Source organism: Actinomadura spongiicola (assembly GCF_003432485.1).
GTDB classification, from domain to species: domain Bacteria; phylum Actinomycetota; class Actinomycetes; order Streptosporangiales; family Streptosporangiaceae; genus Spirillospora; species Spirillospora spongiicola.
The window spans coordinates 182,525-207,065 of sequence record NZ_QVNQ01000008.1 but is presented as its reverse complement, the minus strand read 5'-3'; the positions used below and the strand labels follow the sequence as shown (position 1 = coordinate 207,065).

The 24,541-nt window shown below is 74.1% G+C and carries 20 protein-coding genes; 6 read left to right on the top strand and 14 right to left on the bottom strand.

Annotated features, from left to right (window positions below; translation table 11 throughout):
- Nucleotides 1–50: 50 nt before the first annotated feature.
- Together D0T12_RS25095 and D0T12_RS25090 are read left to right on the top strand one after the other, a co-directional pair.
- Entirely contained in the window at nt 51–1,181 is a 1,131-nt protein-coding gene (locus tag D0T12_RS25095) for an exonuclease SbcCD subunit D (RefSeq protein WP_117402143.1), read from the top strand.
- Complete coding sequence (locus D0T12_RS25090; RefSeq protein ID WP_117402141.1) at nt 1,178–4,147, top strand: AAA family ATPase; 2,970 nt, start codon at nt 1,178–1,180, stop codon at nt 4,145–4,147. The genes D0T12_RS25095 and D0T12_RS25090 overlap by 4 nt, the downstream gene beginning before the upstream one ends.
- A 42-nt stretch (nt 4,148–4,189) precedes the next feature.
- Here the strand turns inward: D0T12_RS25090 and D0T12_RS25085 are convergent, their stop codons facing one another.
- A complete protein-coding gene (locus D0T12_RS25085) occupies nt 4,190–4,639 on the bottom strand; it encodes a MarR family winged helix-turn-helix transcriptional regulator (protein ID WP_199487684.1) in 450 nt (149 codons plus the stop codon).
- A 102-nt stretch (nt 4,640–4,741) separates the two neighbouring features.
- Here D0T12_RS25085 and D0T12_RS25080 point away from each other — a divergent pair, with 102 nt between their 5' ends.
- Nucleotides 4,742–5,755 (top strand): SMP-30/gluconolactonase/LRE family protein, encoded by a 1,014-nt coding sequence (locus D0T12_RS25080; RefSeq protein WP_117402139.1) that lies wholly within the window; start codon nt 4,742–4,744, stop codon nt 5,753–5,755.
- Nucleotides 5,756–5,771: 16 nt separating this feature from the next.
- Here D0T12_RS25080 and D0T12_RS25075 read toward each other — a convergent pair whose 3' ends face one another.
- The 4 genes from D0T12_RS25075 to D0T12_RS25060 form a co-directional block, all read right to left on the bottom strand.
- A complete protein-coding gene (locus D0T12_RS25075; RefSeq protein ID WP_117402137.1) occupies nt 5,772–6,092 on the bottom strand; it encodes a GroES family chaperonin in 321 nt (106 codons plus the stop codon).
- Between the two features lie 10 nt (nt 6,093–6,102).
- Complete coding sequence (locus tag D0T12_RS25070; protein WP_233526276.1) at nt 6,103–7,029, bottom strand: NAD-dependent epimerase/dehydratase family protein; 927 nt, start codon at nt 7,027–7,029, stop codon at nt 6,103–6,105.
- Entirely contained in the window at nt 7,026–7,787 is a 762-nt protein-coding gene (locus tag D0T12_RS25065; RefSeq protein WP_117402135.1) for an SDR family NAD(P)-dependent oxidoreductase, read from the bottom strand. Before D0T12_RS25065 ends, D0T12_RS25070 begins: the two co-directional genes overlap by 4 nt.
- 125 nt (nt 7,788–7,912) lie before the next feature.
- On the bottom strand, nt 7,913–9,376 hold the full coding sequence (locus D0T12_RS25060) for an APC family permease (RefSeq protein WP_117402134.1): 1,464 nt from the start codon (nt 9,374–9,376) through the stop codon (nt 7,913–7,915).
- A 151-nt stretch (nt 9,377–9,527) separates the two neighbouring features.
- Here D0T12_RS25060 and D0T12_RS25055 point away from each other — a divergent pair, with 151 nt between their 5' ends.
- Both D0T12_RS25055 and D0T12_RS25050 read left to right on the top strand, forming a co-directional pair.
- On the top strand, nt 9,528–10,163 hold the full coding sequence (locus D0T12_RS25055; protein ID WP_117402133.1) for a TetR/AcrR family transcriptional regulator: 636 nt from the start codon (nt 9,528–9,530) through the stop codon (nt 10,161–10,163).
- A complete protein-coding gene (locus D0T12_RS25050) occupies nt 10,160–11,269 on the top strand; it encodes a DmpA family aminopeptidase (protein ID WP_117402132.1) in 1,110 nt (369 codons plus the stop codon). The genes D0T12_RS25055 and D0T12_RS25050 overlap by 4 nt, the downstream gene beginning before the upstream one ends.
- Before the next feature lie 16 nt (nt 11,270–11,285).
- Here the strand turns inward: D0T12_RS25050 and D0T12_RS25045 are convergent, their stop codons facing one another.
- From D0T12_RS25045 to D0T12_RS25030, 4 genes are all read right to left on the bottom strand, one after another.
- Nucleotides 11,286–12,272, bottom strand: a complete 987-nt coding sequence (locus D0T12_RS25045; RefSeq protein ID WP_117402482.1) for a diacylglycerol/lipid kinase family protein — start codon at nt 12,270–12,272, stop codon at nt 11,286–11,288.
- Nucleotides 12,273–12,442: 170 nt separating this feature from the next.
- Nucleotides 12,443–13,504 carry a cation diffusion facilitator family transporter gene (locus tag D0T12_RS25040; protein ID WP_117402131.1) on the bottom strand — a complete coding sequence of 354 codons (1,062 nt, stop codon included), beginning with the start codon at nt 13,502–13,504 and terminating at the stop codon, nt 12,443–12,445.
- Nucleotides 13,504–13,905, bottom strand: a complete 402-nt coding sequence (locus D0T12_RS25035; protein WP_117402130.1) for an ArsR/SmtB family transcription factor — start codon at nt 13,903–13,905, stop codon at nt 13,504–13,506. Before D0T12_RS25035 ends, D0T12_RS25040 begins: the two co-directional genes overlap by 1 nt.
- Before the next feature lie 139 nt (nt 13,906–14,044).
- Nucleotides 14,045–15,100: a DUF6777 domain-containing protein gene (locus D0T12_RS25030; RefSeq protein WP_117402129.1), complete on the bottom strand. Its 1,056-nt coding sequence runs from the start codon at nt 15,098–15,100 to the stop codon at nt 14,045–14,047.
- 189 nt (nt 15,101–15,289) lie between these two features.
- On the opposite strand from D0T12_RS25030, the gene D0T12_RS25025 reads away from it, so the two are divergent.
- On the top strand, nt 15,290–17,011 hold the full coding sequence (locus D0T12_RS25025) for a serine/threonine-protein kinase (RefSeq protein WP_158581620.1): 1,722 nt from the start codon (nt 15,290–15,292) through the stop codon (nt 17,009–17,011).
- Here the strand turns inward: D0T12_RS25025 and D0T12_RS25020 are convergent.
- The 5 genes from D0T12_RS25020 to D0T12_RS25000 are packed head-to-tail and all read right to left on the bottom strand — an operon-like array spanning nt 17,000 to nt 24,516.
- On the bottom strand, nt 17,000–18,193 hold the full coding sequence (locus tag D0T12_RS25020) for a VWA domain-containing protein (RefSeq protein WP_117402480.1): 1,194 nt from the start codon (nt 18,191–18,193) through the stop codon (nt 17,000–17,002). The genes D0T12_RS25025 and D0T12_RS25020 overlap by 12 nt on opposite strands.
- Nucleotides 18,190–20,529 (bottom strand): DUF5682 family protein, encoded by a 2,340-nt coding sequence (locus D0T12_RS25015; protein ID WP_117402127.1) that lies wholly within the window; start codon nt 20,527–20,529, stop codon nt 18,190–18,192. Before D0T12_RS25015 ends, D0T12_RS25020 begins: the two co-directional genes overlap by 4 nt.
- On the bottom strand, nt 20,526–21,656 hold the full coding sequence (locus D0T12_RS25010) for an ATP-binding protein (RefSeq protein ID WP_117402126.1): 1,131 nt from the start codon (nt 21,654–21,656) through the stop codon (nt 20,526–20,528). The genes D0T12_RS25015 and D0T12_RS25010 overlap by 4 nt, the downstream gene beginning before the upstream one ends.
- Nucleotides 21,653–23,221 (bottom strand): DUF5691 domain-containing protein, encoded by a 1,569-nt coding sequence (locus D0T12_RS25005; RefSeq protein WP_117402125.1) that lies wholly within the window; start codon nt 23,219–23,221, stop codon nt 21,653–21,655. The genes D0T12_RS25010 and D0T12_RS25005 overlap by 4 nt, the downstream gene beginning before the upstream one ends.
- Nucleotides 23,218–24,516 (bottom strand): SWIM zinc finger family protein, encoded by a 1,299-nt coding sequence (locus tag D0T12_RS25000; RefSeq protein WP_117402124.1) that lies wholly within the window; start codon nt 24,514–24,516, stop codon nt 23,218–23,220. Before D0T12_RS25000 ends, D0T12_RS25005 begins: the two co-directional genes overlap by 4 nt.
- Nucleotides 24,517–24,541 lie beyond the last annotated feature (25 nt).

Below are 24,541 nucleotides of genomic sequence, written 5' to 3'. Positions count from 1 at the left end.
GGCGTTTCTGCGCCGGATATGACGGAGGGGACGCCTAGGGTTGCTGCGACATGCGACTCCTGCACACCTCCGACTGGCATCTCGGCAGATCGTTCCATCGCGAGGACCTGCTGGCCGCGCAGGCGGTGTTCGTCGACCACCTGGTCGCGACCGTCGAGGCGGAGCGGGTCGACTGCGTACTGGTCTCCGGGGACGTCTACGACCGGGCGCTGCCCGCGGTCGACGCCGTCCGGCTGTGCAACGAGGCGTTGGAGAGGCTCGCCGCCCGCACCCGCGTCGTCCTCATCGCGGGCAACCACGACTCGGCCCGCCGGCTCGGCTTCGGGTCGGCGCTGATGGACGCCGCCGGGGTGCACGTCCGCACCGACTTCGCCGCCGTGGGCGATCCCGTCGTCGTCGACGACGCCGCGATCTACGGCATCCCGTACCTGGAACCCGAACTCGTCCGGCACCCGTGGGACCTCCCCGAACGCAGCCACGCCGCCGCGTTGACCGAGGCGATGCGCCGCGTCCGCGACGACGCCGCGAACCGTCCCGGCCTGCGCTCGGTGGTGCTGGCGCACGCGTTCGTGACCGGCGGCGAGTCCAGCGAGAGCGAACGCGACATCTCCGTCGGCGGCTCGTCGCAGGTGGCGGCGTCGGTTTTCGACGGCGTCGACTACGCGGCACTCGGCCACCTGCACGGCCGCTGGGCCGTCACCGACCGCGTCCGCTACTCCGGTTCCCCGATCGCGTACTCGTTCTCCGAAGACGGGCACGTCAAGGGGTCCTGGCTGATCGACCTGCGCGAGGACGGCATGGCGGCGGAGTTCGTCGAGGCGCCGGTGCCGCGCCGTCTCGCCCGCGTGCGCGGACGCCTCGACGACCTCCTCACCGATCCGTCGTTCGACCGGTTCGAGGACCACTGGCTCCAGGTGACGCTCACCGACTCGCGCCGCCCGTCCGCCGCGATGGAACGGCTGCGCCGCCGTTTCCCGCACACGCTCGTGCTCGGCTTCGACCCGGGCGACGACGCGACCGACCACGCCCGCCCCTGGAGCGACCGCGTCCGCGGCCGTTCCGAACTCGACATCGCCGGTGACTTCGTCGCCGAGGTCACCGACGGTCCCGCGACCGCCGCCGAACGCGACCTCCTCCACGACGCGTTCGAGGCGTGCCGCCGGAAGGAGGCCATGGCGTGAGGCTGCACCGGCTGGAGATCGGCGCGTTCGGGCCGTTCTCCGGCACCGAGGTGGTCGACTTCGACGCGCTGTCGGACGCCGGGCTGTTCCTCATCCAGGGCCGGACGGGCGCGGGCAAGACGAGCGTCCTCGACGCGGTGTGCTTCGCGCTGTACGGGCAGGTCCCCGGCGTGCGGAACGCGGTGAAGGGCCTGCGCAGCGACCACGCGCGGCCCGGCGCCGGGCCGCGCGTGGTGCTGGAGACCACGATCCGGGGACGCCGCCTGCGTCTCACCCGCTCGCCCGCCTGGGAACGTCCGAAACTTCGCGGTTCCGGGACGACGACCGAACACGCCAAGGTCATCGTGGAGGAGTTCGAGCACAGCGCGTGGACGGGCCTCACCACGCGGCTGGACGAGGCCGGCGACCTGGTGTCGCGGATGCTCGGGATGACCGCCGTCCAGTTCTGCCAGGTCGCGTTGCTGCCCCAGGGCGAGTTCGCGGGGTTCCTGCGAGCGGGCGCGGACGAGCGGCGCAAGGTGTTGGAGCGGCTCTTCGCGACCGAGGTGTTCACCCAGGTCGAGAAGTGGCTGGCCGACCGCCGCGCCGCCACCGGACGCGAGGCCGCGGAGCTGGGCGCGGCGGCGGCGTCGATCGCCGACCGTGTCGCCGAGACCACGGGAACCGCGGCGGAGCCGTTCGCCGAGGTGGAGGCGCTGCCCGCGTGGGCCGCCGAGCTGGCCGCCGGGCACGAGGACGTCCGCGCCGCCGTCACCGGGCTGCGCGCGGAGGCCGCCACGGTACTGGAGACCGCCCGCGCCGCCCTCGACGAGGCGCGAGTGCTAGCCGATCTGCGCCGCCGCCACGCCGACGCCGTCGCCCGGCGGGCCGCGCTCCGCGACCGGGCCGAGCACAAGTCGCGGATGGCGTCGCGGCTGGACGCCGCCGCCCGCGCCGACCGGGTCGTCCCCCTGGTGAAGGCCGTGCGGGACCGGCACCAGGAGGCGGTGCCGACCCGCCGCCGGGCCGACGAGACGCGCGCCGCGGTCGGCGCGCTGCTCCCGCCGAACGCCTCGGAGGACGTGCTCGCCAAGGCCGAACGCGCCCGCCGCGACGAGGTCGCCGCGCTGGAGGGCCGCCGCGCCACGGCCGCGCGGCTCCGGGAGATCGAGGACGAGCGCGCCGCGCTGGCCGGCGAGCTGGCCCGGCTGGAACCGGAGGAGGCGCGGATCGCCGCGGCCCTCGCCGAGCTGCCGGGTGCCGTGGAGACGCGCCGCGCCGAGCTGGACGAGGCCCGGATCGCCGCCGCCGCGCGTCCCGGGGCCGAGGCGGCCGTCGCCGAAGCCCGCCGCCGCCTGGACGCCGCGCAGCGCCGCGACCAGGTCGAACAGCTCCTCACCGAGGCGGAGGAGGCGCACCGCGACGCCGTCGACGCCGCGCAGGACGCCCGCCAGAACGTCCTCGACCTGCGGCAGTCGCGGCTGGACGGCATGGCCGCCGTCCTCGCCGGCGACCTCGCCGACGGCGAACCATGCCGAGTCTGCGGGTCCACCGAGCATCCGGAACCCGCCACGTCCGACGCGCCGCCGCCGACCGACGAACTGATCGACCGGGCCCAGGCGGAGGCCGACCGGGCTCAGGCCGTCCGGGAGCGGACCGGCCGGGAGGTCGAGGCGAAACGCGCCGAACGCGACCATCTCCTCGACATCGCCGGCGAGGCGACCGTCGACGGCCTCGCCGGGCAGCTCGCCGACGCCGAGGACGACCTGCGGGACGCGGCGGAGTCCGCCGCCGCGGCCGAACGGCTGGAGGCCGACCTCCACCGGCTCGAACAGGAACTCGACGGTGTCCGCGACGCCCGCGCCGCGATCGACCAGGCCCTCACCGAGAACCGCACGAAGGACGGGGAACTGGCCGCCGAACGGGCCCGGCTGTCCGCGGAGCTGGCCGAGGCCCTGGACGGCGACGCCACCCTGGAGGCCCGCATCGCCCGGCTGGGCGGTGAGGCGGACGCGCTCGCCGCGGCCGTCGAGGCGCTGCGCGCGTCCGTCCGCGCCGCCGGGGAACTCGCCGCGGCCCGCGCGAACCTGACCGCGGCGGCCGAGGCCGAGGGGTTCCGCACGCCCGACGAGGTCGTCGAGGCCGCGCTGCCCGACGAGGACCAGGGCGCCCTGCGCGACGAGATCCGGCGGCTGGACGACGAGGAGGCCGCCGTCCGCGACCTGCTCGCCGACCCCGCTCTCGCCACGGCCGCCGCCGGGCCCGCGCCCGACCTTCCGGCGCTGGAGGCGGCGCTGCGGGCCGCGGACGCCGCGCACACCGGGGCCGTGTCCGCCGCCGACCGCGCCCGGCACCGCTGCGAACGCCTCACCGAACTGCGCCGCGACCTGGACGCCGCCGTCCGCGCGTGGCGTCCCGCCGCCGAACGTCACGAGGTCGCCAAGCGGCTCGCCGACCTGACGTCCGGCAAGCACGCCACGAACCGGCACGCCATGTCGCTGTCGGCGTACGTGCTGGCCGCCCGCCTCGAACAGGTCGTCGCCGCCGCGAACGAGCGCCTCGGCCGCATGTCCGGGGGCCGCTACGCACTCGTCCACACCACCGACAAGGCGGCGGGCGACCGCAGCAGGAGCGCGGGCGGGCTCGGCCTGCGCGTCGCCGACGCCTGGACGGGCCTCGACCGCGACCCGGTGACGCTGTCGGGCGGCGAGTCGTTCATCACCTCGCTGGCCCTGGCGCTCGGCCTCGCCGACGTCGTCACCGCCGAGGCGGGCGGCGCCGAGATCGGCACGCTGTTCGTCGACGAGGGGTTCGGCACCCTCGACGAGGAGACCCTCGACGAGGTGATGGACGTCCTGGACGGACTGCGCGACGGCGGCCGGGCCGTCGGAATCGTCAGCCACGTCGCCGAACTGCGCTCCCGCATCCCCGCGCAACTGCGCGTCACGAAGAACCGCCGCGGCTCCACCGTCGAGATCACCGTCTGACCGGCGTCTCCCGCGTCTCCCGCGTCTTCCGCGTCTCCGGCTTCAGGCGCCGTCGGTCCGCACCGCTTCGAGGACGTCGACGCAGCGGCCCAGCAGTTCGGCGAGGGTCGCGCGCTCCTCCTCGGTGAACGCGGCGGCGAGGCTCCGCTCGACCCGTACCGCGCGGGCGTCGGCGTCCGCCAGCGCCGCCTCGCCCTCGGCGGTGAGCCGGGTCTCCAGGATGTTGCGGTGCCATTCGTGCGGGGTGCGTTCGATCAGCCCGCGCTCCTGGAGGTTCCTCAGGACGGTGTTCATCGTCGGCGGGGTGACCGCGCAGGCGCGGGCGAGCGCGGCGGCGGACATGCCGGGGCTCTCGCCGAGGAAGAACAGCGCGGCGTACTGCGGTGCCGTGAGCCCGCTCGGTCTGAGCGCCGCGTTCTTGGCCCCGCTGAGCGCCTGCTCGGCGCGCTTGAGCTGGGAGCCGATCCGCTCCGACAGGGGCATCGAGGTCATTTCCGCATGGTATCGAGCCGATCGCACAGAAGAGCGTTGACGGATATTAGAACTCTAACTATCGTAAGGACGCGTCCTAATCTTTGTCTTTGAAGGAGATCTGTGTCCCGCTCTCGATACTCCGCGGCCCTCGCGTCCGCCCTCGCCGTGGCCGTGCTTCCCGTAGCCGTTCCAGGCGCCCCCGTTCCGACGGCGTCCGCGGCCGTCCATGGATCGGCGTCCCACGCCCGGGTCTCCACCGCGCACGTACTGCCCGGAGACCGCGTCTATCCCGAAGGCGTGGCCGCCGACCCGCGCGACGGCACCCTGTACGCGGGCTCGTACCAGGACGGCACCGTCTACCGGATGACACCCGGCCGGCGCGTGGCCGAGGTGTACCTCCCGGCGGGCGCCGACGGCCGCCGCACCGCCAACGGCCTGAAGGTCGACCGGGCCGGACGCCTGTGGGTGATCGACTCCACGACCGGGGTCTCGGTGTACGACGCGCGGAACCGCGAGCTGCTGGCCCGGTTCGACGTCCCCGGGAACGCGGCGCGGTTCGTCAACGACCTGGCCATCGCCCCGGACGGCGCCGCCTACCTCACCGACAGCATCCGTTCGGTGGTCTACCGCGTCACCCCGCGCGACCTGGCGAGGGCGAGGGGAGGACGCGCGACGCTGCACCGGCGCTTCGATCTCGGCGGCGTCGTCGAGCCGCACGTCCCGGGCACCTTCACCCTGAACGGCGTCGTCGCCGATCCCACGGGACGGTTCCTGCTCGTCGCCGACATGCACGGCGGCGACCTGTACCGGCTGGACCTCGCGACCGGTGCCGCCCGCAAGACCGTCCTGCACGGCGGGGACCTGCGGAACGCCGACGGCCTGGAACTCCAGCACGGACGGCTGTGGGTGGTCCACAACATCGACAACGCCATCAGCCGCTGGCGCGTCGCCCCCGCCGGAGACCGGGCCCGCCGCGAGCGCGTGCTGACGGACGCCTCACTCCAACTGCCGACGACGCTCGTCCGCCGTCACGGCACCCTCTACGTGGTGCGTTCACAGTTCGACAAGGGCGGCCCGCTCGGTGGGGGAACGCCGGAGATCCCGTTCACGATCGCCGCGGTCCGCGGCGTCTGACCCTCCGTGGGCCCGGCTAGAGGTACAGGCCGGTGCCGTGCTCCGGTCGTTCGCTGGCGATCGCGTGCAGGTCACGCTCGCGCATGACGAGGTAGTTCTCACCCTGGATCTCGACCTCGAACTGGTCGCCCGGGTGGAACAGCACGCGGTCGCCGACCTTGACGACGCGGACGTGGTGGCCGACCCCGCACACCTCGCCCCACACCAGCCGGTTGCCTTGCTCGACCGTCGCGGGGATGACGATGCCGCCGGTGCTGCGGCGCTCCCCGCTGTCCTTCTCGACCTTGATCATGACCCGGTCGTGGAGCATCTGGACTTCGAACTTCGGCTCGGACACGCTGGGGAGTTTAGCCGTCCGGACGGATAAGAGCGTTCCACGCGTCGGCGATGATGTCCGGCAGGGCGGAACGTTCCGGACGCCAGCCGAGACCGTCCACGATGGCCCGCGCGTCTCCCACCAGCACCGGAGCCTCGGGCGCTGGCGGGCGCCGCAGCGTGGGCACGGGCCTGCCGGTCACCTTCCGGGTCATGGCGACGACCTCGTGGACGGCCGCGCCGGTGCCGGTCCCGACGTTGTAGACGCGTTCCTCCCCGGGACGAACGGCCTCCAGCGCCCGGACGTAGGCGGCGGCGAGATCGTCCACATGCAGGTACTCGCGGACCGCGCGCCCGTCCCCGTTGATCTCCAGACGCGGCGCGTGCCCGGCCGCGACGGCGAGCGCCTTGGGGATCAGCCGTGTCTCGTCGGGGTCGGCCCGGCCGTCCACCGACCCGGCGACGTTGAACGTCCGCAGCACGACGGCGCCGATCGCGCCCGTCCGGGCGTGGAACCGGACGGCGTGCTCGGCGGCCAGCTTCGACGCCCCGTACGGGCCGGTGGGCGCCGGGGTCTCGCTCTCCGGGATCGGCTGCCGCTCCGGGGTCCCGTACACGGCGGCCGTCGACCCGAACACCACCCGGGCCGTGTCCACGGTCTCTAACAGGTTCACCGTGCCCTGCACGTTGGTGGTGAAGTACCGCAGCGGCACGTCGAACGACTCGCGGACGCGGGTCAGCGCCGCGAGATGGCACACCCCGTCGTACGGGCCCTCCGGCAGCCCGCCCGGGTCGAGCAGGTCACCGTGGACCGGACGGACCCCGTCCGGCACCTCGGCGTCCCGCCGCACCAACCCGTCGACCTCGTGTCCAGCCGCGACGAGACGCCGTCCCACCGCGTACCCGACATAACCCGCGGCCCCGGTGACCAGCACCCGCATCCCCGCGGCTCCGGTCATTCGCGACCGTTCGCGGACGACACCCGGACGACCAGCCCGCGGGGCAGCAGGCGGGCGGCGCCGACGATCAGCTTGTACTGCGGGCTCGGGACGCTGACGCGGACGCCGCGTCGCAGGTCACGGAGCGCGGCCTTCACCACGACGTCCTTGTCCAGCCACATGAGGTCGGGCACGTGCGACATGTCCAACCGGGCGCGTTCGTGGAACTCGGTGCGCACGAAACCGGGGCACAGCGCCATCACGCGGACCCGTCCGTGCGAGCGCCGCCCGACCTCGGCGGCGACGCTCTCGCTGAAGGACACCACCCACGCCTTGGACGCCCCGTACGTGCCGCTCGCCACGAACGCCGCCACCGACGACACGTTGACGACGCCGCCGCGCCCGCGCTCCAGCATCCCCGGCAGCGCGGCGTGGGTGAGCCGCAGCACGGCCTCGCAGTGCACCTTCAGCATCGTCAGCTCGTCCGACACCGGGGCGTCCGGGAACGCGCCCCGGTTACCGAACCCGGCGTTGTTGACGAGCAGGTCGACGCCCTCGCGGAGCCGTTCCTCCGCCGCGGCGAGGCCGTCCTCCGCGGACAGGTCGGCGGGCAGCGTCTCGGCGCGCACCGCGTACCGGTCGCGCAGTTCGGCGGCGGTCCGGCTCAGCCGTTCGGCGTCGCGGGCCAGCAGGACGAGGTCGAATCCGTCGGAGGCGAGGCGGCGGGCGAAGGCGGCACCGATCCCCGCGGTCGCGCCGGTGATGAAGGCGGTCGGCATGGTACCGAGCCTAGGCGCCCCGGCCGCGCGGCTCGTCGCCGACCATCGGAGAAGTTCGAACGATCGGCGCCTCCCGGCACCGTCTCGGTGAGGGCCGCCGGTTCCGGGCGGCCCTCACCCGGCGCCTACGGCGTGGCCGGCCCCGGTTCGTCGCCCTCCGTCTCCCCGCCGGGGTCCCCGCCGGTCTCGTCGGCCGCGCCCGTCAGCCGCCAGCCGCCGCGGCGGCGCAGGACGAGCGCGAAGTAGGCGGCCGCCACGACGATCACCGAGATGGTCACGAACAGGCTCGGCCGGCCGATCTCCGGGTCCTTGGCGCTCTGGTAAATGACGTAGGCGAGGGCGCCGAGCGCGGCGACGGGCGCGACCGGGAACCACGGCATCCGGTACCGCGCGTGCGCGGTGGTCCCGTTGCGGCGGCCCGCGATCACCGCCAGGCACAGCGCTCCGTACACGGCGACCAGGGACGTCCCGGTGACCACGAGCAGGAACTTCTCGTCCAGGAAGCACGCGGCGGCGCTGAGGACCCCGGCCACGATCGTCGCGATCCACGGGGTGCCGAAGCGCGGGTGGATCGCCGCCAGCGCGCCGTCGATCCTCGGCGTCCAGGTGCGGTCCCGTCCCGAGCTGAAGATCAGCCGGGCGGTGAGCAGCATGATGGCGATCACCGCGTTGAAGATGGCGAGCGCGATGGCCAGGCTGATCACGGTGTTGAGGGTGTCCCCGGCCCGTTCGGTGATGAAGTACTCCAGCATGTTGTCGGCGCGCAGGAGCTCGTTCACGTCGGGCGAGCCGAGCAGGACGGCGGTGACGGGGATCAGTTCGGCCGCCACCGTGATGCCGAGGGCCCACAACACGGTCCGGGCCACCGCCCGCTGCGCGTCGTGGGTCTCCTCGCCGAAGTACACCGCCGAGCCGTACCCGTTGTAGGCGAAGATCGCGACGGCGGTGGCCGCCGCGATCAGCCCCGCGGACGCGGCGGTGAGGCCCCCGCCGTCTCCCGCCACGACCGGGTCCGCGAGCAGGTCGGTGAACGGCCGCTCCACGTTCAGGAAGCCGAGCCCGGCCAGCACCAGCAGCGCGGCCATCTCGATGGCCAGGAAGATCCCGGTGACCACCGCGTTGACCTTGATGTCGAAGATCGCGATGACGGTCGCGACGGCGACCGTGACCGCGGCGACGACCGGGCCGTTCAGCCCGTCGACGAGCACACCGAGGTAGGTGCCGACCCCGAGCGCGATCACCGCGAGGATCAGCAGCTGGGTGATGAGGATCAGGCCGAGCACGACGAAGCCGGGCAGCCGTCCGAGGGTGCGGCCGACGATCGCGTACTCGCCGCCCGTGAGCGGATACGCCGACGCCAGCTCGGCGTACACGAACGCCATGAACACGCCCACGACGCCCGCCGCCGCGAAGCTCCAGAACGCGCCGGTGCCGGCCTGCGAGATCACCCCCGGCGCGATGATGAAGACGGAGGACGCGGGCGTGATCGCCGAGAGCACGATGAGCAGGGCGCCGACCGTCCGGAGCCCGCGATGCAGCGCGGGGCGGTCGTCGGCGGCGGTCGGTGGACGGACCTCGGGTGCGGCCATGGAGGGGACCTCCTCGACTCGAATTCTTCGAACGAGTATCAAAGAACGACCGGCCACCGGGTCAAGAAGCGACCGCATAACATCTTGGTCTCGGGTTTCTCGCTGGAGAAGCTGACTTGCATTGTCTGAAAGATCTTCGGAGAATGTTGGCATGGCACGACCCAGCAGGGCCCATGAACGGCGCGCCGACCTCGTCGCCGCCGCCCGCCGCGCGGTGCTCGACCGCGGCGTGCTCGATCTGCGGTTGCGCGATGTGGCCGCGGAGGCGGGGCTCTCGCCGGGGTCGGTCCTCTACTACTTTCCGACGCTGACCGACCTGCTGCGCGAGGTGCAGCGGGAGGCCGTCGACCGGTTCTGCGGCGAGCGGGAGGAGGCCGTCCGGGACGAGGCCGACCCCCGCCGACGGCTGCTCGCCATGATCCGCAGCGGGCTGCCCTCGGATCCGCGCGACGAGCTGTGCGTCCTGCTGTACGAGCTCGGCACCGTGGCCCGCCGGGACGCCTCGTACGCCGCGCAGCACATCCGGCTGTACGAGCGGCAGGTCGGCATCTACGCCGCGATCCTGGAGGCGGGCGCCGCGACCGGCGTGTTCACCCTGACCCGCGACGCCGGAAGCATCGCGCGCAACCTCGTCGCGCTGGAGGACGGGTACGGCCTGCACATCACCATGGCCGTGCCCACCATCGACGTCGCGCGGGCCGAGGGCCTGCTGCTGGCCTGCGCGTCCGACGCCACCGGCTGCGATCTCAGCACACTGGAACCCGGGGATCAGAGAGGTGACCGATGACCCGCGCCCGCACGTTCGGCCTGCCCCTGCCGGGCATACCCGGCCCGCACAACGCGATCACCGACGTTCCGGGGGTCGAGGTCGGCTACCGCACGCTGATCTCCGGGGACGGGCCGCTCCACCGCGGCGAGGGGCCCGTCCGCACCGGCGTGACCGCGATCCTGCCGCGCGGCCGGACCGGCTACCACGACCCGTGCGCCGCCGGGATCCACTCCCTCAACGGCAACGGCGAGATGACCGGGTCGCACTGGATCGCCGAGACCGGCGCGCTGACCCTCCCCGTGCTGATCACCAACACGCACGCGGTCGGCGCCTGCCACCGCGGCGCGATCGACTGGGCCCGGCGCGAGCGGCCCGAGGCGCAGGAGTGGATGCTGCCCGTCGTCGCCGAGACCTGGGACGGCTACCTCAACGACATCGACGGCGACCACGTCCGGCCCGAGGTCGCGATCGAGGCGATCGACGCGGCGCGCGGCGGCCCCGTCGAGGAGGGCTCCGTCGGCGGCGGGACGGGCATGAACTGCTACGAGTTCAAGGGCGGCAGCGGCACGTCGTCGCGCACCGTGCCCCACGGCCGCGACACCTACACGGTCGGCGCGTTCGTCCAGGCCAACTTCGGGACGCGGCGCCAGCTCACGGTGTGCGGGGTGCCGGTCGGCGCCGACCTCGCCGACGACAACCCGATCGCGGACCCCGCCTGGCTCGCGCCGCCCGGCGCGGGCTCGGTCATCGTCGTCATCGGCACGGACGCGCCGCTGCTGCCCGGCCAGTGCACCGCGCTCGCCCGCCGCGTCCCGCTGGGGCTGGCCCTGACGGGGACGTACGGGGGGCACTCGTCCGGCGACATCTTCCTGACGTTCTCCACCGGCAACCCCGGCGCGATCAGCGGCGGCTTCCCGACCGGCGACCCCGGCTACGACGCGCTCCGGTTCGTCCCGTGGAACCGGATCGACCCGTTCTACGAGGCGGTCGTGCAGGTGGTGGAGGAGGCGGTGTTGAACGCCCTGTTCGCCGCCCGCACCATGATCGGACGGGACGGCCACCGTGCCCCGGGCCTACCGCAGGACCGGCTGAAGGACCTGCTCGGGGCTCGCGGCGTCCTGTAGCCGCCGCCGGCGAAGGTCACGTGTCGACGAAGGTCTGCGGGACGATCACGCGCAGCGCGTTGCCGCGCAACCGGATCGACACCGGGGTGGTGCCCCGGATCTCGCCGTCCACGTCCACCCGCATCGGCGGATCGGTCTCGATCTCGACGTGCCCGGTGGTGAGGAACGCGTCGTCGTCGAGGCTCCGCCACTGGCCGGTCAGCACGTGCCGCGCCGTGGCGGACGCCAACCGCAGCCGCCGCTCGTCGCCGAGCCGGTAGACGGCCAGCAGGCGGTCGTCGGGGCTGGCGTCGCGGGCGATGCGCTGCCCGCTGTAATGCGCGCCGTTCGCGATGTTCAGCTGGTGCGTGGCCAGCTCCCGGGTCTCCCCGTCGATCGTGATCCGGGCGGTGAACGCCCGGTGGCCCGGCAGCAGCCGCGCCGCCGTCAACGCGTAGGCGGGACGGCCGAGGAACCGTTTCAGCGCGTGCGGGACCTTCTCGGCGACCTGCACCGACAGGCCGAGGCTCACCATGTTCGCGAAGATGTGCTCGCGGTCGCCCGCCGGTCCCTCGCCCTGCGGGTCGCCGGTGCTCTCGAACCAGCCGACGTCGACGTCGGCGACCTTCCCTCCGGAGGGCTCGCCGACCGCGAGGGTCCGGACGGCGCCGGGCAGGTCCATCGGCAGTTCCAGGCTGCGCGCGAAGTTGTTGGTGGTGCCGAGCGGCAGGATTCCGAGCGCGATGTCGCGGTGCGCCAGATGCCCCACCGCCTCGGCGACGGTGCCGTCCCCGCCGCCGACGACCACGAGGTCGGGCTCCAGCGCGAGGACGTCGGAGAACAGCTCCCGCAGCCGCGTCGGGTCGGTCACCGGGAACACGTGGACGACGTCCACGCCCGCCTCGCGCAGCATCCGCCGGGCCCTGCCGTAGAGGCGGCGGCCGCGCCGCGAACGGGCGTTGATCACCAACGCCGCCCGCCCGCCCTTGGCGATGGCCGACTCCAGTTCCGCCTTGCTCCGCATCTGAACGCTCCGCATCTCAACACTCCGCATCTCGGGCTCCGCTCACCTCCTCGAACGCGTCACCCTGCCCAAGGGAGTGAAACGCGCCCCCCGGCCCGAGAGTGATGAACCGATTTCGCGTCCTTAAACATGAACCAGGTCAGAAGGCCGACTTGTCGGCGTCCGGACCGTCAGTGGTCGCAGGGCGCGTTGCCCGCGTGCTCGTGCGGTTCGTCCCCTTCCGACACGTGCCGGGGGCCGTGCGGGTCGGAGCAGTGGACCCGGTCGCCGCCGGACGGTTCGTCCACGTGGTCGACCTCCAGCGTCGTGTGCGTGATCCCGTACGAGTCGCGCAGCAACCCCTGTAGGTCGCGGCGGACGGCGTGGCAGTCGCCCTTGGTGTCGACGAGGACGTGCGCCGACAGCGCCGGGTAGCCGGAGCTGACCTCCCACACGTGCAGGTCGTGGACTTCCTCGACGCAGGGACGCCCGGCCAGGCGGGAGCCGAGCTCGGACGGGTCGAGGCCCGCGGGCGCGGCCTCCATCAGCACCCGTCCCGCGTCCTTCAGCAGCCCGTACCCGGCTTTCAGCATGAGCGCGGCCACCACCAGCGAGGCGATGGCGTCGGCGCGGGCGAAACCGGTCGTCCAGACGACGAGTCCGGCGACGGCGGTGGCGATGAACGCGAACAGGTCGTTGAGGATGTGCTGGAAGGCGCCCTCGACGTTGAGGCTGCTGCGGTCCGCCCGGCTGATCAGCATGGTGGCGGCGACGTTGACGGCGATGCCCGCGAGGGCCGTCCAGAACACGAACTGGCCCTCGACGTCGTGCGGTTCGATCAGCCGCCGGATGCCCTCGTACACGAAGTAGACGGTGAGCAGGATCAGCGTCAGCCCGTTCAGCTGCGCGGACAGGATCTCGGCGCGGCGCAGCCCGTAGGTGAAACCGGCCCGCGGCGGCCGTGCGGCGATCCGCATCGCGACCAGGGCCAGCGCGATCGCGAACGCGTCGGTCAGCATGTGCGCGGCGTCGGTGATCAGCGCCAGCGATCCGGCGATCAGGCCGATCGTGACCTCGCCCGCCATGTAGACGACGATCAGGACGAGCGCGCCGCCGAGGAGCCGACGGTCGGCGTTCGGCGAGACGCCGTGCCCGTGTCCATGCCCGTGGCCATGCCCGTGCCCGTGGCCATGCCCGTGCCCGTGTCCGTGGCCGCGTCTGGGTTTCGCGGGGCCGCTCTCCCGGTGTGCCATCAGGTGCCCTCCGTCCCGTGACCGATGTGGGTGAGGGCGAGGTCGAGCAGCATCCGCACGTGCGAGTCGTCCAGCCGGTAGTAGGCCATCCGCCCGGCCCGGCGCACGCGGACGACGCGGTTGGCGCGGAGCAGGCGCAGGGCGTGCGAGACCGCCGATTCCGAGTGTCCGCAGGACGCGGCGATGTCGCATACGCACATCTCGCCGCCTTCGAGCAGCGCGATGATCACGCGTAGCCGTCCGGGGTCGGCGAGCAGGCCGAAGACCTGCGCCAGCTCCGTGATCGTCTCCGCGTCCGGCAGGGACGCGGTGACCATGGCGACCTTCTCGGAATCGACCACGCGGACGGCACAGGCCTCGGCCTCGACGACCGGCGCGACGACATCTGATTGGCTGCTCATATGTGCAGACTATCCCACTGCCCCAAGGGAACCCCTTGGGGCAGTGGGATCCGTCGAAGAGGAAACTGTGCCCGCCCCCGACAATCTCCCAGCCCTGACCAGCCAACATGCCCTGACCGGCCCGAACGACCCGCCCGACTCAGATAACCGGCGCCCCAGGTTCGGTGGACGGGGGCGTGGGCGGTGGCAGGGACACGGTCCCCTCCGACGGACCGCCCGGCGCCGCGCCTCCGCCTCCGCCTCCGGGATCACCGCCTCCCGGATCACCGGTTCCCGAGCCGTCGCCGGTTCCCGTACCCGGCCCCTCGGACGGCACGCCCGGTGAGGCGGGCGACATCCCGGGGTCGGGGGTGCCGTCGCCCGGCGTCCCCGTGTCCGGCGTTTCCGTGTCGGGCGACTCCATGCCCGGTGTGCCGGTGCCGGGGGACTCGGATCCGGAGTCCGTCGGGGCCGGCGAGTCGCTGACCGGGGCCTCCGTCTCGGTGGACGGCAGTTCGATCGGCGGTCCGTCGGCCTCGCCGCCGCTGGCGCGGGGTCGCTGGAATCCCATTCTCGCCTCCGGGTCGACGAGGACGAACGTGACGATCGGCCCCTTCCCGGTGTCTCTGGGGCGGACCTTCGTGACTTTCTCCTTCGTGAATCCCGGCCAGGATCGGCCAGTGTAGGTCGCGCTCCGAACAGAGATCTTTTTCTCGGGACGGGTCAACGGATTGCCGCAATTACACTTCACTACGGGCACTCCGTAACCATTGACCAAAACGCCCATTCCGGCCTGAAGGACGGCGGGGCCGCTCGTCGCCTTCCCGTCCCGGTATCCGTGGTTGGTGACGAGCGTGTCGGTGCGCAACAGGACCGGAGTCAGCCGCGACACGTACCGGGCGACGTCCTTGACGGGGATGCCGTGCACGCCCGCCCACGCCCGCGCCTTGGCCGGGTTGGCCTGGAGAAACGCGGCCAGCCGCCCCTGGTCACAGGTGGCCGCGCGCCGCGTTCCGCCGTACAGGCCGGGCGAGTCGCCCACCTGCGTCCCGCCCGCCCGGGGCCGCTTCTTCACCGCCGGTTCGTCGGTGTTCGCCATCCGGGTGTACGGATCGGGGCCGGGCGTGCCCACCGTCAGCCGGGTGATCGTCGCGCCCGCGTCGCCGCAGCCGGACAGGCCGCCCGCCACCAGTGCCAGGCCAACGACCGCGCCCACGACCGGCCCCGGGGAAACCCCGCGCCGTCGAATTGGCGAATGGATGTCACGCATGTTTCCTCTCCCGCTTCGGGCTCGCCGAACCTATACTCTTTGATGCCGGGCGACCGGGTTTTGTGCTCGCTCGAATGCTCAAAGTTTCTTCGCCGGCCGTCACGGCCGGTTTCGGGGACCCGACGGGGGTGGCGAATGGCGAGCCCGGCTCCCCTCACGTCCGCCGATCCGACCCGGCTCGGCGGCTGGGAGCTGCTCGGCAGGCTCGGCACCGGCGGCCAGGGCGTGGTGTACCTCGGCCGTCCCGCGCGGCCCGGGAAAGGTCCGGACCGCGTCGCCGTCAAGCTGCTGCACGCGCAACTGGTCGGCAACGCGGGGGCGCGGGAACGGTTCGTCCGCGAGCTGGCCCTCCTCCAGCGCGTCGCCGGGTTCTGCACCGCGCAGATGCTCGACGCCGACACCGCCGGCGACCGGCCCTACATCGTCAGCGAGTACGTGCCGGGACGGTCGCTGCGCCACCTCGTCCGGGACGAGGGCCCGCGCGCCGGCGCCGACCTCGACCGGCTCGCGATCAGCTCGGTGACGGCGCTGTCGGCGATCCACCGCGCGGGCGTCGTGCACCGCGACCTCAAACCGCAGAACGTGCTGATGGGCCCGGACGGCCCCCGCGTGATCGACTTCGGCATAGCCCGCGCGTTCGACACCGGCGCCACCCTGATCTCCCAGGTCGTCGGCACGCCCGCCTACATGGCGCCCGAGCAGTTCTCCGGCCGGGTCGGGCCGTCCACCGACCTGTTCGCCTGGGCGGGCACGCTGCTGTTCGCCGCCACCGGCCGCGACCCGTTCGCCGGGGGATCGCTGCCCGCCGTGATGAACCGGATCATGCACGAGACGCCCGACCTGAGCGTTCTGCCGAGCCCGCTCGCCGACGTCGCCGCCGCCTGCCTCGCCAAGGACCCGAAGGCCCGCCCCGCGTCCGAGGACGTCCTGCTGTGGCTCCTCGGCGAACGGGAGAAGCACGCCCGCCTGGAGACCACCCCCGCGAACACCGCCCCCGCGCCGCACAACCGGCGACCGACCACTGAGCCGCCCGAAGACGCCACCCCCACGACGATCCACTTCCCTCCCGGCACCGCGAGGCCTGACTCAGCGTCGCAAGACGCGACCTTCCCCACCTCCGCGCACCCCGACGCGGTATCACCCGGCGCGGCGACGCCTGCTTCGGCTTGGCCTGGCGCGGCGTCGCCTGGCGTGTCGTCCGGCATGGCGTCACCCGGCTCGGTCTCGCCCGCCTCCGCGCACCCCGGCGCGGTATCACCTGGCGCGGCGTCGCCTGCTTCGGCTTGGCCTGGCGCGGCGTCGAGCGGTGCTGCGGGGTCCGGCGCGGTGTCGCCTGGCGTATCGTCCGGCATGGCGTTCTCCGGCGAAGTCGCGCCCGGCGTGGCGTTGTCCGACTCGGGGACGCCTGGTGCGGTGCCGTTCATTCGGGGTCCGGAGGCGCGGACGGTTCCCGCGTTCCCGGGGGCCGCGTCGCGGCCTCGGCCCCTTCGGCGTGGGGCGGCGCTCGGAGTCGGGCTGGTGCTCGCCGGGCTGCTCGCCGCGCTCGACGTCGCCGCGCTCGCCGTCCTGATCGCGTTGCCGTCCCTCAGCGAGGGTGACGGCGGCGCCCTGCTGCCCGTGGTCGCGGCCTCGTTCGCCGTGGTGGCCGTGGTCACGCTCGTCGCGGTGATCCTCGCCTGGCGCGGCGGCCGGACCGCCGCGTGGACGGTGATGGCGGCGCGCGTCACCCGCGTCGCGATGTGGGGCGCGTGGGGCGCCCTGGTGCGGATCGAGGCGTTCGCGCTGGCCGGGCACGCCGTCCTGACCGGCGTCGTCGTGATCCTCCTGGCGCGGGGCCTGTCGCGTTCACCCCGCTGACGCGGCCGTCTGCCGCTCCGACCATTCCCGCAGGTCGCGGCGTTCGATCGCGGCGGCCATCAGCTCGGGGAACGCGTCCGGGGTGCACGCGAACGCCGGGACGTCCATCGCGGCGAGCGCCGCCGCGTTCGTGTGGTCGTAGGCGGGCGCGCCCTCGTCCGACAGGGCGAGCAGCACGACGACCTGCACGCCCGCCGCCGTCAGCGCCGCGACGCGCCGCAACAGCTCGTCCCGGATCCCGCCCTCGTACAGGTCGCTGATCAGCACGAGGATCGTGTCGTTCGGGCGCGTCACCAGGCCCTGGCAGTACGCGACGGCGCGGTTGATGTCGGTGCCGCCACCGAGCTGCGTGCCGAACAGCACCTCCACCGGGTCGTGCAGCTGGTCGGTCAGGTCGACGACGTTGGTGTCGAACACCACCAGCGACGTCCGCAGCGACCGCATCGACGCGAGCACCGCGCCGAACACGCTCGCGTACACCAGCGACGCCGCCATCGACCCGCTCTGGTCGATGGCGAGGATCACGTCCCGTTTCACGGCCTGCCGCCGCCGCCCGTACCCGATCAACCGCTCCGGGACGAGGGTGCCGTGCTCGGGCAGGTAGTGCCGCAGGTTCGCGCGGATCGTCCGCTCCCAGTCGACGTCGGCGAGCCGCCTCGGCCGCAGCACCCGCGCCGACCGGTCCAGCGCCCCGCCGACCGCCGACCGCGTCTTGTTCGCCAGCCTCCGCTCCAGGTCCTGGACGACCTTCCGGACCACCGCACGCGCCGACTCACGCGCCCGGTCGGGCAGCACCCGGTTCAGGGACATCAGCGTGCCGACCAGGTGGACGTCCGGTTCGACGGCGTCCAGCATCTCCGGCTCCAGCAGCAGCCGCGTGAGGTCGAGCCGCTCGATCGCGTCCTTCTGCATGATCTGCACGACGCTCGACGGGAAGTAGGACCGGATGTCGCCGAGCCACCGCGCCACGGACGGCGCGGAGTCGCCGAGCCCGGCGCCGCGCCGCCCCGGCCTGGGCCGCCCCTCGCCCTCCCCGGCGCCGTAGAGCCTCTCCAGCGCCCCGTCCATACGCACGTCGTCGCCGCTGAGCGACACGCCGGTGCCGTCGGCCCGGTCGCCGCCGAGCACCAGCCGCCACCGTCGCAACCGCTCGCGGTCGCCGCCGCCGTCGCCCTCGCTCATGCCCATCGCTCCCATCCGAGGATCCGCAGGGTCGTGGTGGTCGCCGCCGCCGCGCGGGCCTCGTCCACGTCGTCCTCGGACGGCCGGGACGCCGCGGCGGGCGCGTGGTCCAGGTTCCGCAGCCGTTCGCCGATGGCGCGGCGCTCGTTGGCCGCGTACGCGCCGAAGGTGCGGCGCAGCAGCGGCAGGACGTCGGTGAACGAGTCGCCGGGCAGGTCGGAGACCCATCCGTCGACGAGGCGGAGGAGTGTCTCGTCGTGCACGAGGAGCAGCGCGCCGCCGGACAGGAAGCCCTCGATCCAGGCGGCGGCGCGGGCGGGCTCGGTGCCCGTCGACACCACCCGCGCCATCCGGTCGGGGACGTCGTCCAGGCGGCCCGCGTCGTGCAGGAGGCGGGTGAGGCGGCCGTCGATGAGGCCGTGCAGGGTGTCCGGGCGGCCGACGAGGCCCTCCAGCGTGCGGCGCCAGCGTTCGAGGTGACCGTCGTCGGCGAGCAGCGACAGGGCGCCGTGGACGTCGTCGACACGGCCGAGGAACTCGCGGGCGGCGTCGTCGTCCAGGCCCGTGATCGCCGGTGGCAGGCCGACGCAGACGCGGACGACGAGGCCGTCGACGACCGTGCGGAGCGGACCGGTGGACGTGCCGCGGACGTCCCCGTACCGCAGCGCCCTGACCAGCGCGGGCATCGCCGCCATCAGGTGCGCGACGTCGGTGTCGACCGCGGCCCGGTCGGCGAGCGCCCGCATCACGGTGGGCAGCGCGTCGCCGAGGTCGGCGAGCAGGCACCGTTCCGCCACCGACGTCAGGTCGGCGAGCGCGGTCGCGTGCGCGGCGAGCGACTCGGCGCGGGCGGTGGCCGCGCCGCGCACCGTGGTGCCCCACGCGCTCGCCTCGATCAGCTCGACGTCGAACTCGGGCCGCCAGGTCAGCGTCCACGTCTCCCGGAACGTGCCCTTGGACCGGCCGGTCTCCGCCGGGACGCCCCAGGGCACGTCCAGGAGGCGGAGCCGGTGCAGCAGCCTGCTGCGGTCGAGATCGGTGGGTTTGCGCAGGTCGAGGTCCTGCTCCCGGTCGAGGGCGGACGGTTTGAGCCGGAGCCGCCGCTGCTCGGCCCGCAGGTCGCGGGCGAGCGGCACCATCGGCGTCCGCTCAGGGACGGCGCCGAGCCGCTCGCCCACCACCATCCGCTTCTGGATCAGGTCGACGGGCAGGTCGGCGCCCTCGCACAGCACCGCCCGCGTCGCCTCGGTCACCTCGTCCAGCCCCGCGAGGGGGCGGCCGCGCAGCGCCGCGAGCGCCTCGGCGAGCCGCACCGCCTCGATGACGTGCGCCGACGAGACGTGCAGATCCTCCTCGCGCAGGACGCGGGCCGCGGCGGTCAGCCACCGTTCGATCGGACGGTCCCGGGCGATGAACAGATGGTGGTACCAGCCGGGGGACCGGACGCCCGCGCCGTACCCGGACCAGCCCGCGAGCCGCCCGTGCGTCCACGGCACCCAGGTCATCGCGACCTTGGCCTTCGGCAGGCCGCGCAACGTCCGGTCGTCGTGCGCCGCCGGGACCTTCGCCCGCAGGGCCGGGACGTGCCACGCGCCGCAGACCACCGCGACCCGCTCGTGCCCCTCCTTGAGGGTGCGGCGCAGCGTCCGCCGCATGTGGGCCTCGCGCCGCTCCTCGCGCAGCGCGTGGCCGGGCGGCAGCGCCGCGGACGCCTTCCCCTCCGGCAGCGCGGCGAGCTGCTCGCGCAGCTCCGTCATGGCCTCCGCGATCGCGGCGAACGGGGACGGGCCGCCGCCGCGATGCTCCACGACGTCGTCCCACCACCGTTCGGCGTCGTCGTAACCTGCGGCCTTGGCCAGCCAGCCGAGCGGGTCGAGCCGGATCACCTCCGCCGCGTCCCCGGACGCCTCGACCTCCTCCGCTGCGTCCTCCGCTGCCTCGTCCTCGTGCTCGTCGTCGTCGGCCGGGACGAGCTGGTGCGCGGCCGGAAGGTCACAGAAACGGACGGGGACGCCCGCGCCGAGCGCGTACCGGATCGCCTGCCATTCGGGGCTGAACTCGGCGAACGGCCAGAACGCGGCCTTCCGGTCGCGGTCACCGTCGCCACCGCCCTCCCCCGAGCCGGCGGCGGAGCCGGACGTCGGGGCGGGGGAGTAGGCGAGGAGCGCGACCGGCGGCACCATGTCCGGGTCACCGGCCAGCTCCACGATCGGGTCGGCCTCCGGCGGGCCCTCGATCAGCACCGCGTCCGGCTTGAACTCCTCCAGGGCGCCGCGCAGCGCCCGCGCCGAGCCGGGCCCGTGGTGCCGGATCCCGTAGACCTCGACGTGGCTCAAGACACCTCCCGGCAGGCACGGTAGAAGTCCCGCCACTCCGGACGGTCCCGGACGACCGCCTCCAGGTACTCCCGCCACACCACCCGGTCCGACACCGGGTCCTGGACGACGGCGCCGACGATCCCGCCCGCCACGTCCGCGGCGCGCAGCACGCCGTCGCCGAAGTGCGCGGCCAGCGCCAGCCCGCTCGTGATCACCGAGATGGCCTCGGCGGTGCTGAGGGTCCCGCTGGGCGACTTCAGCTTCGTCCGCCCGTCGCCGGTCATCCCCGAGCGCAGCTCCCGGAACACGGTGACGACCCGGCGGATCTCCTCCAGCCCCGCCGGGGCCTCGGGCAGCTCCAGCCCGGCGCCGATCTGGTCGACGCGGCGCGCCACGATGTCGACCTCGTCCTCGACGGACTCGGGCAGCGGCAGCACGACGGTGTTGAACCGGCGACGCAGCGCGCTGGACAGCTCGTTGACGCCCCGGTCGCGGTCGTTGGCGGTCGCGATGACCGTGAAGCCCCTGCGGGCCTGCACCTCGGTGTTCAGCTCGGGGACGGGCAGCGTCTTCTCCGACAGGACCGTGATCAACGTGTCCTGGACGTCGGACGGGATGCGGGTCAGCTCCTCGATCCGGGCGACCGCGCCGCGCCGCATCGCCCGCATCACCGGGCTCTCCACCAGCGCCTTCTCCGACGGGCCCTCGGCGAGGAGCCGCGCGTAGTTCCACCCGTACCGGATCGCCTCCTCCGCCGTGCCCGCCGTCCCCTGGACGAGCAGGGTCGAGTCGCCGCTGACGGCGGCCGCGAGATGCTCCGACACCCACGTCTTCGCCGTGCCCGGCACGCCGAGGAGCAGCAGCGCCCGGTCGGTGGCGAGCGTCGCGACCGCGACCTCCATCAGGCGGCGCGGCCCCACGTACTTCGGGCTGATCGACGTGCCGTCGGGCAGGTCACCGCCGAGCAGGTACGTGGTGACGGCCCACGGCGACAGCCGCCAGCCGGGCGGGCGTGGCCGGTCGTCGTGCTCGGCGAGCCGGGCCAGCTCCCCGGCGTGCGCGTCCTCGGCGTGCGGCCGCAGCACGGCGCCCGTCTCTCCGGAGGGACGACCCCCCGGGTCCCCCGGGGTGTTCGGTTCGGTCACGGGGCAAGCTCCTTCAGCATCTCGGCGCGGAAACGCAGCGTGGCGATCAGTTCGGTGACGGCCGGTGCGGCCGTCGGGTCCATGTGGTCGAGCCTGGGCGCGACCGCTGGGTCGAGCCGCAGGTCGGCGAGCCGGCAGAGCTGGGTGACCAGGTGCTCCTCGCGTGTCGTGATCCGCTTGACCAGGCCGGGACGGGCCGCCGCGTCCAGCGTCGCGACCACGGCCGACGCGAGCGCGCCCGTCCACGGCCCGGGGACGCGTTCGAGCACGCGCAGCGCGTCCGACCGCCCTTTCATCCACCGGAGCAGGTCGGCCGCGGCCGTGTCGCGCTCCGCCTCCGGCAGGACGGACACCAGGTCGGCGAGGGCCTCCGGCTCGTCCGCCAGCACCCCGCCCTTGAGCAGCGCCCGCGCCCATCCGGCGTCGTGCTGGGCGAGCGCGGCCCGTGCCCACCCGATGTGGACGTCGCGTCCGTCCGGTTCCGGGACCGGCAGGCACACGATCTCCGTCGGGGTGGTGGCGAACAGCTCCGTCCAGGTGGACAGGGGAGTGCGGGCGAGGATCTCGCGCAGCCACGCCGCCCGCGTGCCCACGGGCTCGCCGCCGCTCCGCGGCGCGAACGATCCGCTCGGATGGAACGGGACGCCGTCGCGGGCGAGGTCCTCGTCGTGGGCGCGCGGCGGCTCGACCCGGATCCAGGTCCGCGTCCGGCCCCGGGTCCTGCGCTTCTCCGGGGTCAGGCAGGCGCGGGCCCGTGCCGCCATCCGCTCCCCGTACGCCGACCCGGGCAGGCGGGCCAGCAGGTCGGACGCGTGCTGCCGGACGTCCTTCCCGCGATCCTCCAGCGCCGATTCGAGGAACTCCTCGTCGTCCAGCGACAGCCCGTGCGCGAACGTGGCGAGGAACGCCGCGCGGTCGGGCGCGGGCTCGGTGGCCCATGTCGCCCGCAGCAGCTCCCGCGCCCGCCCCGGGTCGGTGCCGCGAAGCCTGGTCAGATACGCCACGCGCCGGTTGCGTGTTCCGGTCTCCCACACCTCGGGGCCGCCGCCGGGATCGTCCCCGGCGCCGACCAGGTACGCCCAGTCGGTGTTCTGCAACGCCAGCCACACGCCGCGCCGCCCGGCCGCCCGCACGATCAGCGGCCGCAGCGACCGGTCGCCGCGTCCCCGCTCCAGCAGGTCGGGCAGCGACTGGGCGGGCACCCGGAGGCCGTGGCGGGCCGCCGCGTCCAGCCATTCGGGCAGCACCCTGATCTGCTCGCCGACCAGGATCCGCCGCAGCCGCGTCGCCGCCGGGCCGGGCACCGCCGGCGCGTCCTCCACCGGGGCGAGCGCCACGGGCTCGGGCGCCCCGGCCGCGGGAACGCGCCCGGCCCGCCGCCGCACGGTCAGGACCGCCGCCTGGTCGAGCAGCCGCCCCGCCGCGTCACCGTCCTCGGCGTCCTGTGGCGGGGGACCACCCGCCGCTCCCGGCGTGGACCGCTCGGCCGCCAGGGACAAGGGCGGCGGGACGCGCCGTTCGGTGCCGAGCAGCGCGGCGGTGACATGCTCGTCCCACGCGGTCACACGATCACCGTTCCCTCGTCGTCGTGCCACGCGGCCAGCGGACGCAGGCCGCGCGGGCTCCATTCGCCCGCCATCGTGACGGGACCGCCGCCCGACAGCGCGAGCAGCCGCCATGGATCGATCGGCCGGAGCGGCAGCGCGTCCCCGGCGTCGTCGACGGCGAACAGGTCGCCGCCGTCCGCGCGGGCCAGGCGCACGCTCTCCAACGTCGCGGGCCAGCGGTCGATCCACGGGTCCTGCGCGAGGGCCGCGGCGTGCTCGTCCAGGAACGCCCGGACGGACGTTCCGGCGGGCCGGCCCGGCGCGACCGGCCCGTCCCGCCCGGCGACCAGGGCCCGCAGCGGCGGCGACCCCGGGTAGAAAGCCAGGTCCGCCTCGATCTCCGTGCCGACGACGAGCGACGCGTCCAGGGACGTGCCCGGCGCGGCGAAGGACAACACGAGCGCGGGACGCCCCGTCCGCCGCCCCCGCAGCCACACCCGCCGTGTCGTCAGCAGCTCCTGGGCGGTGTCGCGCTGCCCGATGACGCACCACCGGTCACGGACCTTCTCGCCGTCCGCCAGCACCTCGTCCTGCGGGACGGTGAACCCGACACGGGACCGGACGGTGTCGCGCAGCCCCTCAGGCAGCTCGTCGCGCCGCCGGTACGCCCGCACGAGCAGGCGCAGCAGCGCGTACTCCTCCAGCAGGCGGCCGGGCCAGTCGGGCCGCCGGGGGATCGCGGCGAGGCCCCTGACATGCCCGGCGAGCGCGCTGGCCTGCGCGTCCACGAGGCGCCTGGCCACGTCGTCCCACATCTTGTAGGGGGCCTTCTCCGCCTGCGCGAGCCCGTGCGCGACCTGGTCGTGGAGCCACCGGTCGAGTTCGGCGAGCCCGTCGTCGACGCGCCGCTCCCGCCGTTCGACCGTCTTCGGATCCCGGGCCTTGGCGGCCGAGGCGGCCCGCCGCTCCACCGCCTTCTCGGCGCGGGCCCGGCGTTCCTCCATCCACTCGGCGGCCCAGCCCGGTCGCGGCCCGCCGTCGACCGCGCCCTCCGCCCACAACAGGAGCAGCCCGAGGCTGTGCTTGCAGGGGAACTTCCGGCTCGGGCACGAGCACCGGAACGCCGGCTCGGTCAGATCGGCGCACGTCCGGTACGCGGACTTGCCGCTGCCCCTGCACTCGCCCCAGACCGCCTCGTCGTCACAGCCCGTTCCGGCCCACTTGGCGGGTTCGGCGACGCCGCCCGCCGCCTTCGCGGACGCCGCGTCGGGCGCGAGGCCGAGCACCTGTTCCCGGTCCCATCGATCGCTCACACCGCCGAAACTATCGGCGCCCAGG

Excerpts from the sequence above, each read along its gene's own strand:
- D0T12_RS25095 (WP_117402143.1), top strand. The coding sequence starts at position 51 with ATGCGACTCCTGCACACCTCCGACTGGCATCTCGGCAGATCGTTCCAT.
- D0T12_RS25085 (WP_199487684.1), bottom strand. The coding sequence starts at position 4,639 with ATGACCTCGATGCCCCTGTCGGAGCGGATCGGCTCCCAGCTCAAGCGC.
- D0T12_RS25070 (WP_233526276.1), bottom strand. The coding sequence starts at position 7,029 with ATGACCGGAGCCGCGGGGATGCGGGTGCTGGTCACCGGGGCCGCGGGT.
- D0T12_RS25065 (WP_117402135.1), bottom strand. The coding sequence starts at position 7,787 with ATGCCGACCGCCTTCATCACCGGCGCGACCGCGGGGATCGGTGCCGCC.
- D0T12_RS25060 (WP_117402134.1), bottom strand. The coding sequence starts at position 9,376 with ATGGCCGCACCCGAGGTCCGTCCACCGACCGCCGCCGACGACCGCCCC.
- D0T12_RS25055 (WP_117402133.1), top strand. The coding sequence starts at position 9,528 with ATGGCACGACCCAGCAGGGCCCATGAACGGCGCGCCGACCTCGTCGCC.
- D0T12_RS25050 (WP_117402132.1), top strand. The coding sequence starts at position 10,160 with ATGACCCGCGCCCGCACGTTCGGCCTGCCCCTGCCGGGCATACCCGGC.
- D0T12_RS25045 (WP_117402482.1), bottom strand. The coding sequence starts at position 12,272 with ATGCGGAGCAAGGCGGAACTGGAGTCGGCCATCGCCAAGGGCGGGCGG.
- D0T12_RS25040 (WP_117402131.1), bottom strand. The coding sequence starts at position 13,504 with ATGGCACACCGGGAGAGCGGCCCCGCGAAACCCAGACGCGGCCACGGA.
- D0T12_RS25035 (WP_117402130.1), bottom strand. The coding sequence starts at position 13,905 with ATGAGCAGCCAATCAGATGTCGTCGCGCCGGTCGTCGAGGCCGAGGCC.
- D0T12_RS25025 (WP_158581620.1), top strand. The coding sequence starts at position 15,290 with ATGGCGAGCCCGGCTCCCCTCACGTCCGCCGATCCGACCCGGCTCGGC.
- D0T12_RS25020 (WP_117402480.1), bottom strand. The coding sequence starts at position 18,193 with ATGAGCGAGGGCGACGGCGGCGGCGACCGCGAGCGGTTGCGACGGTGG.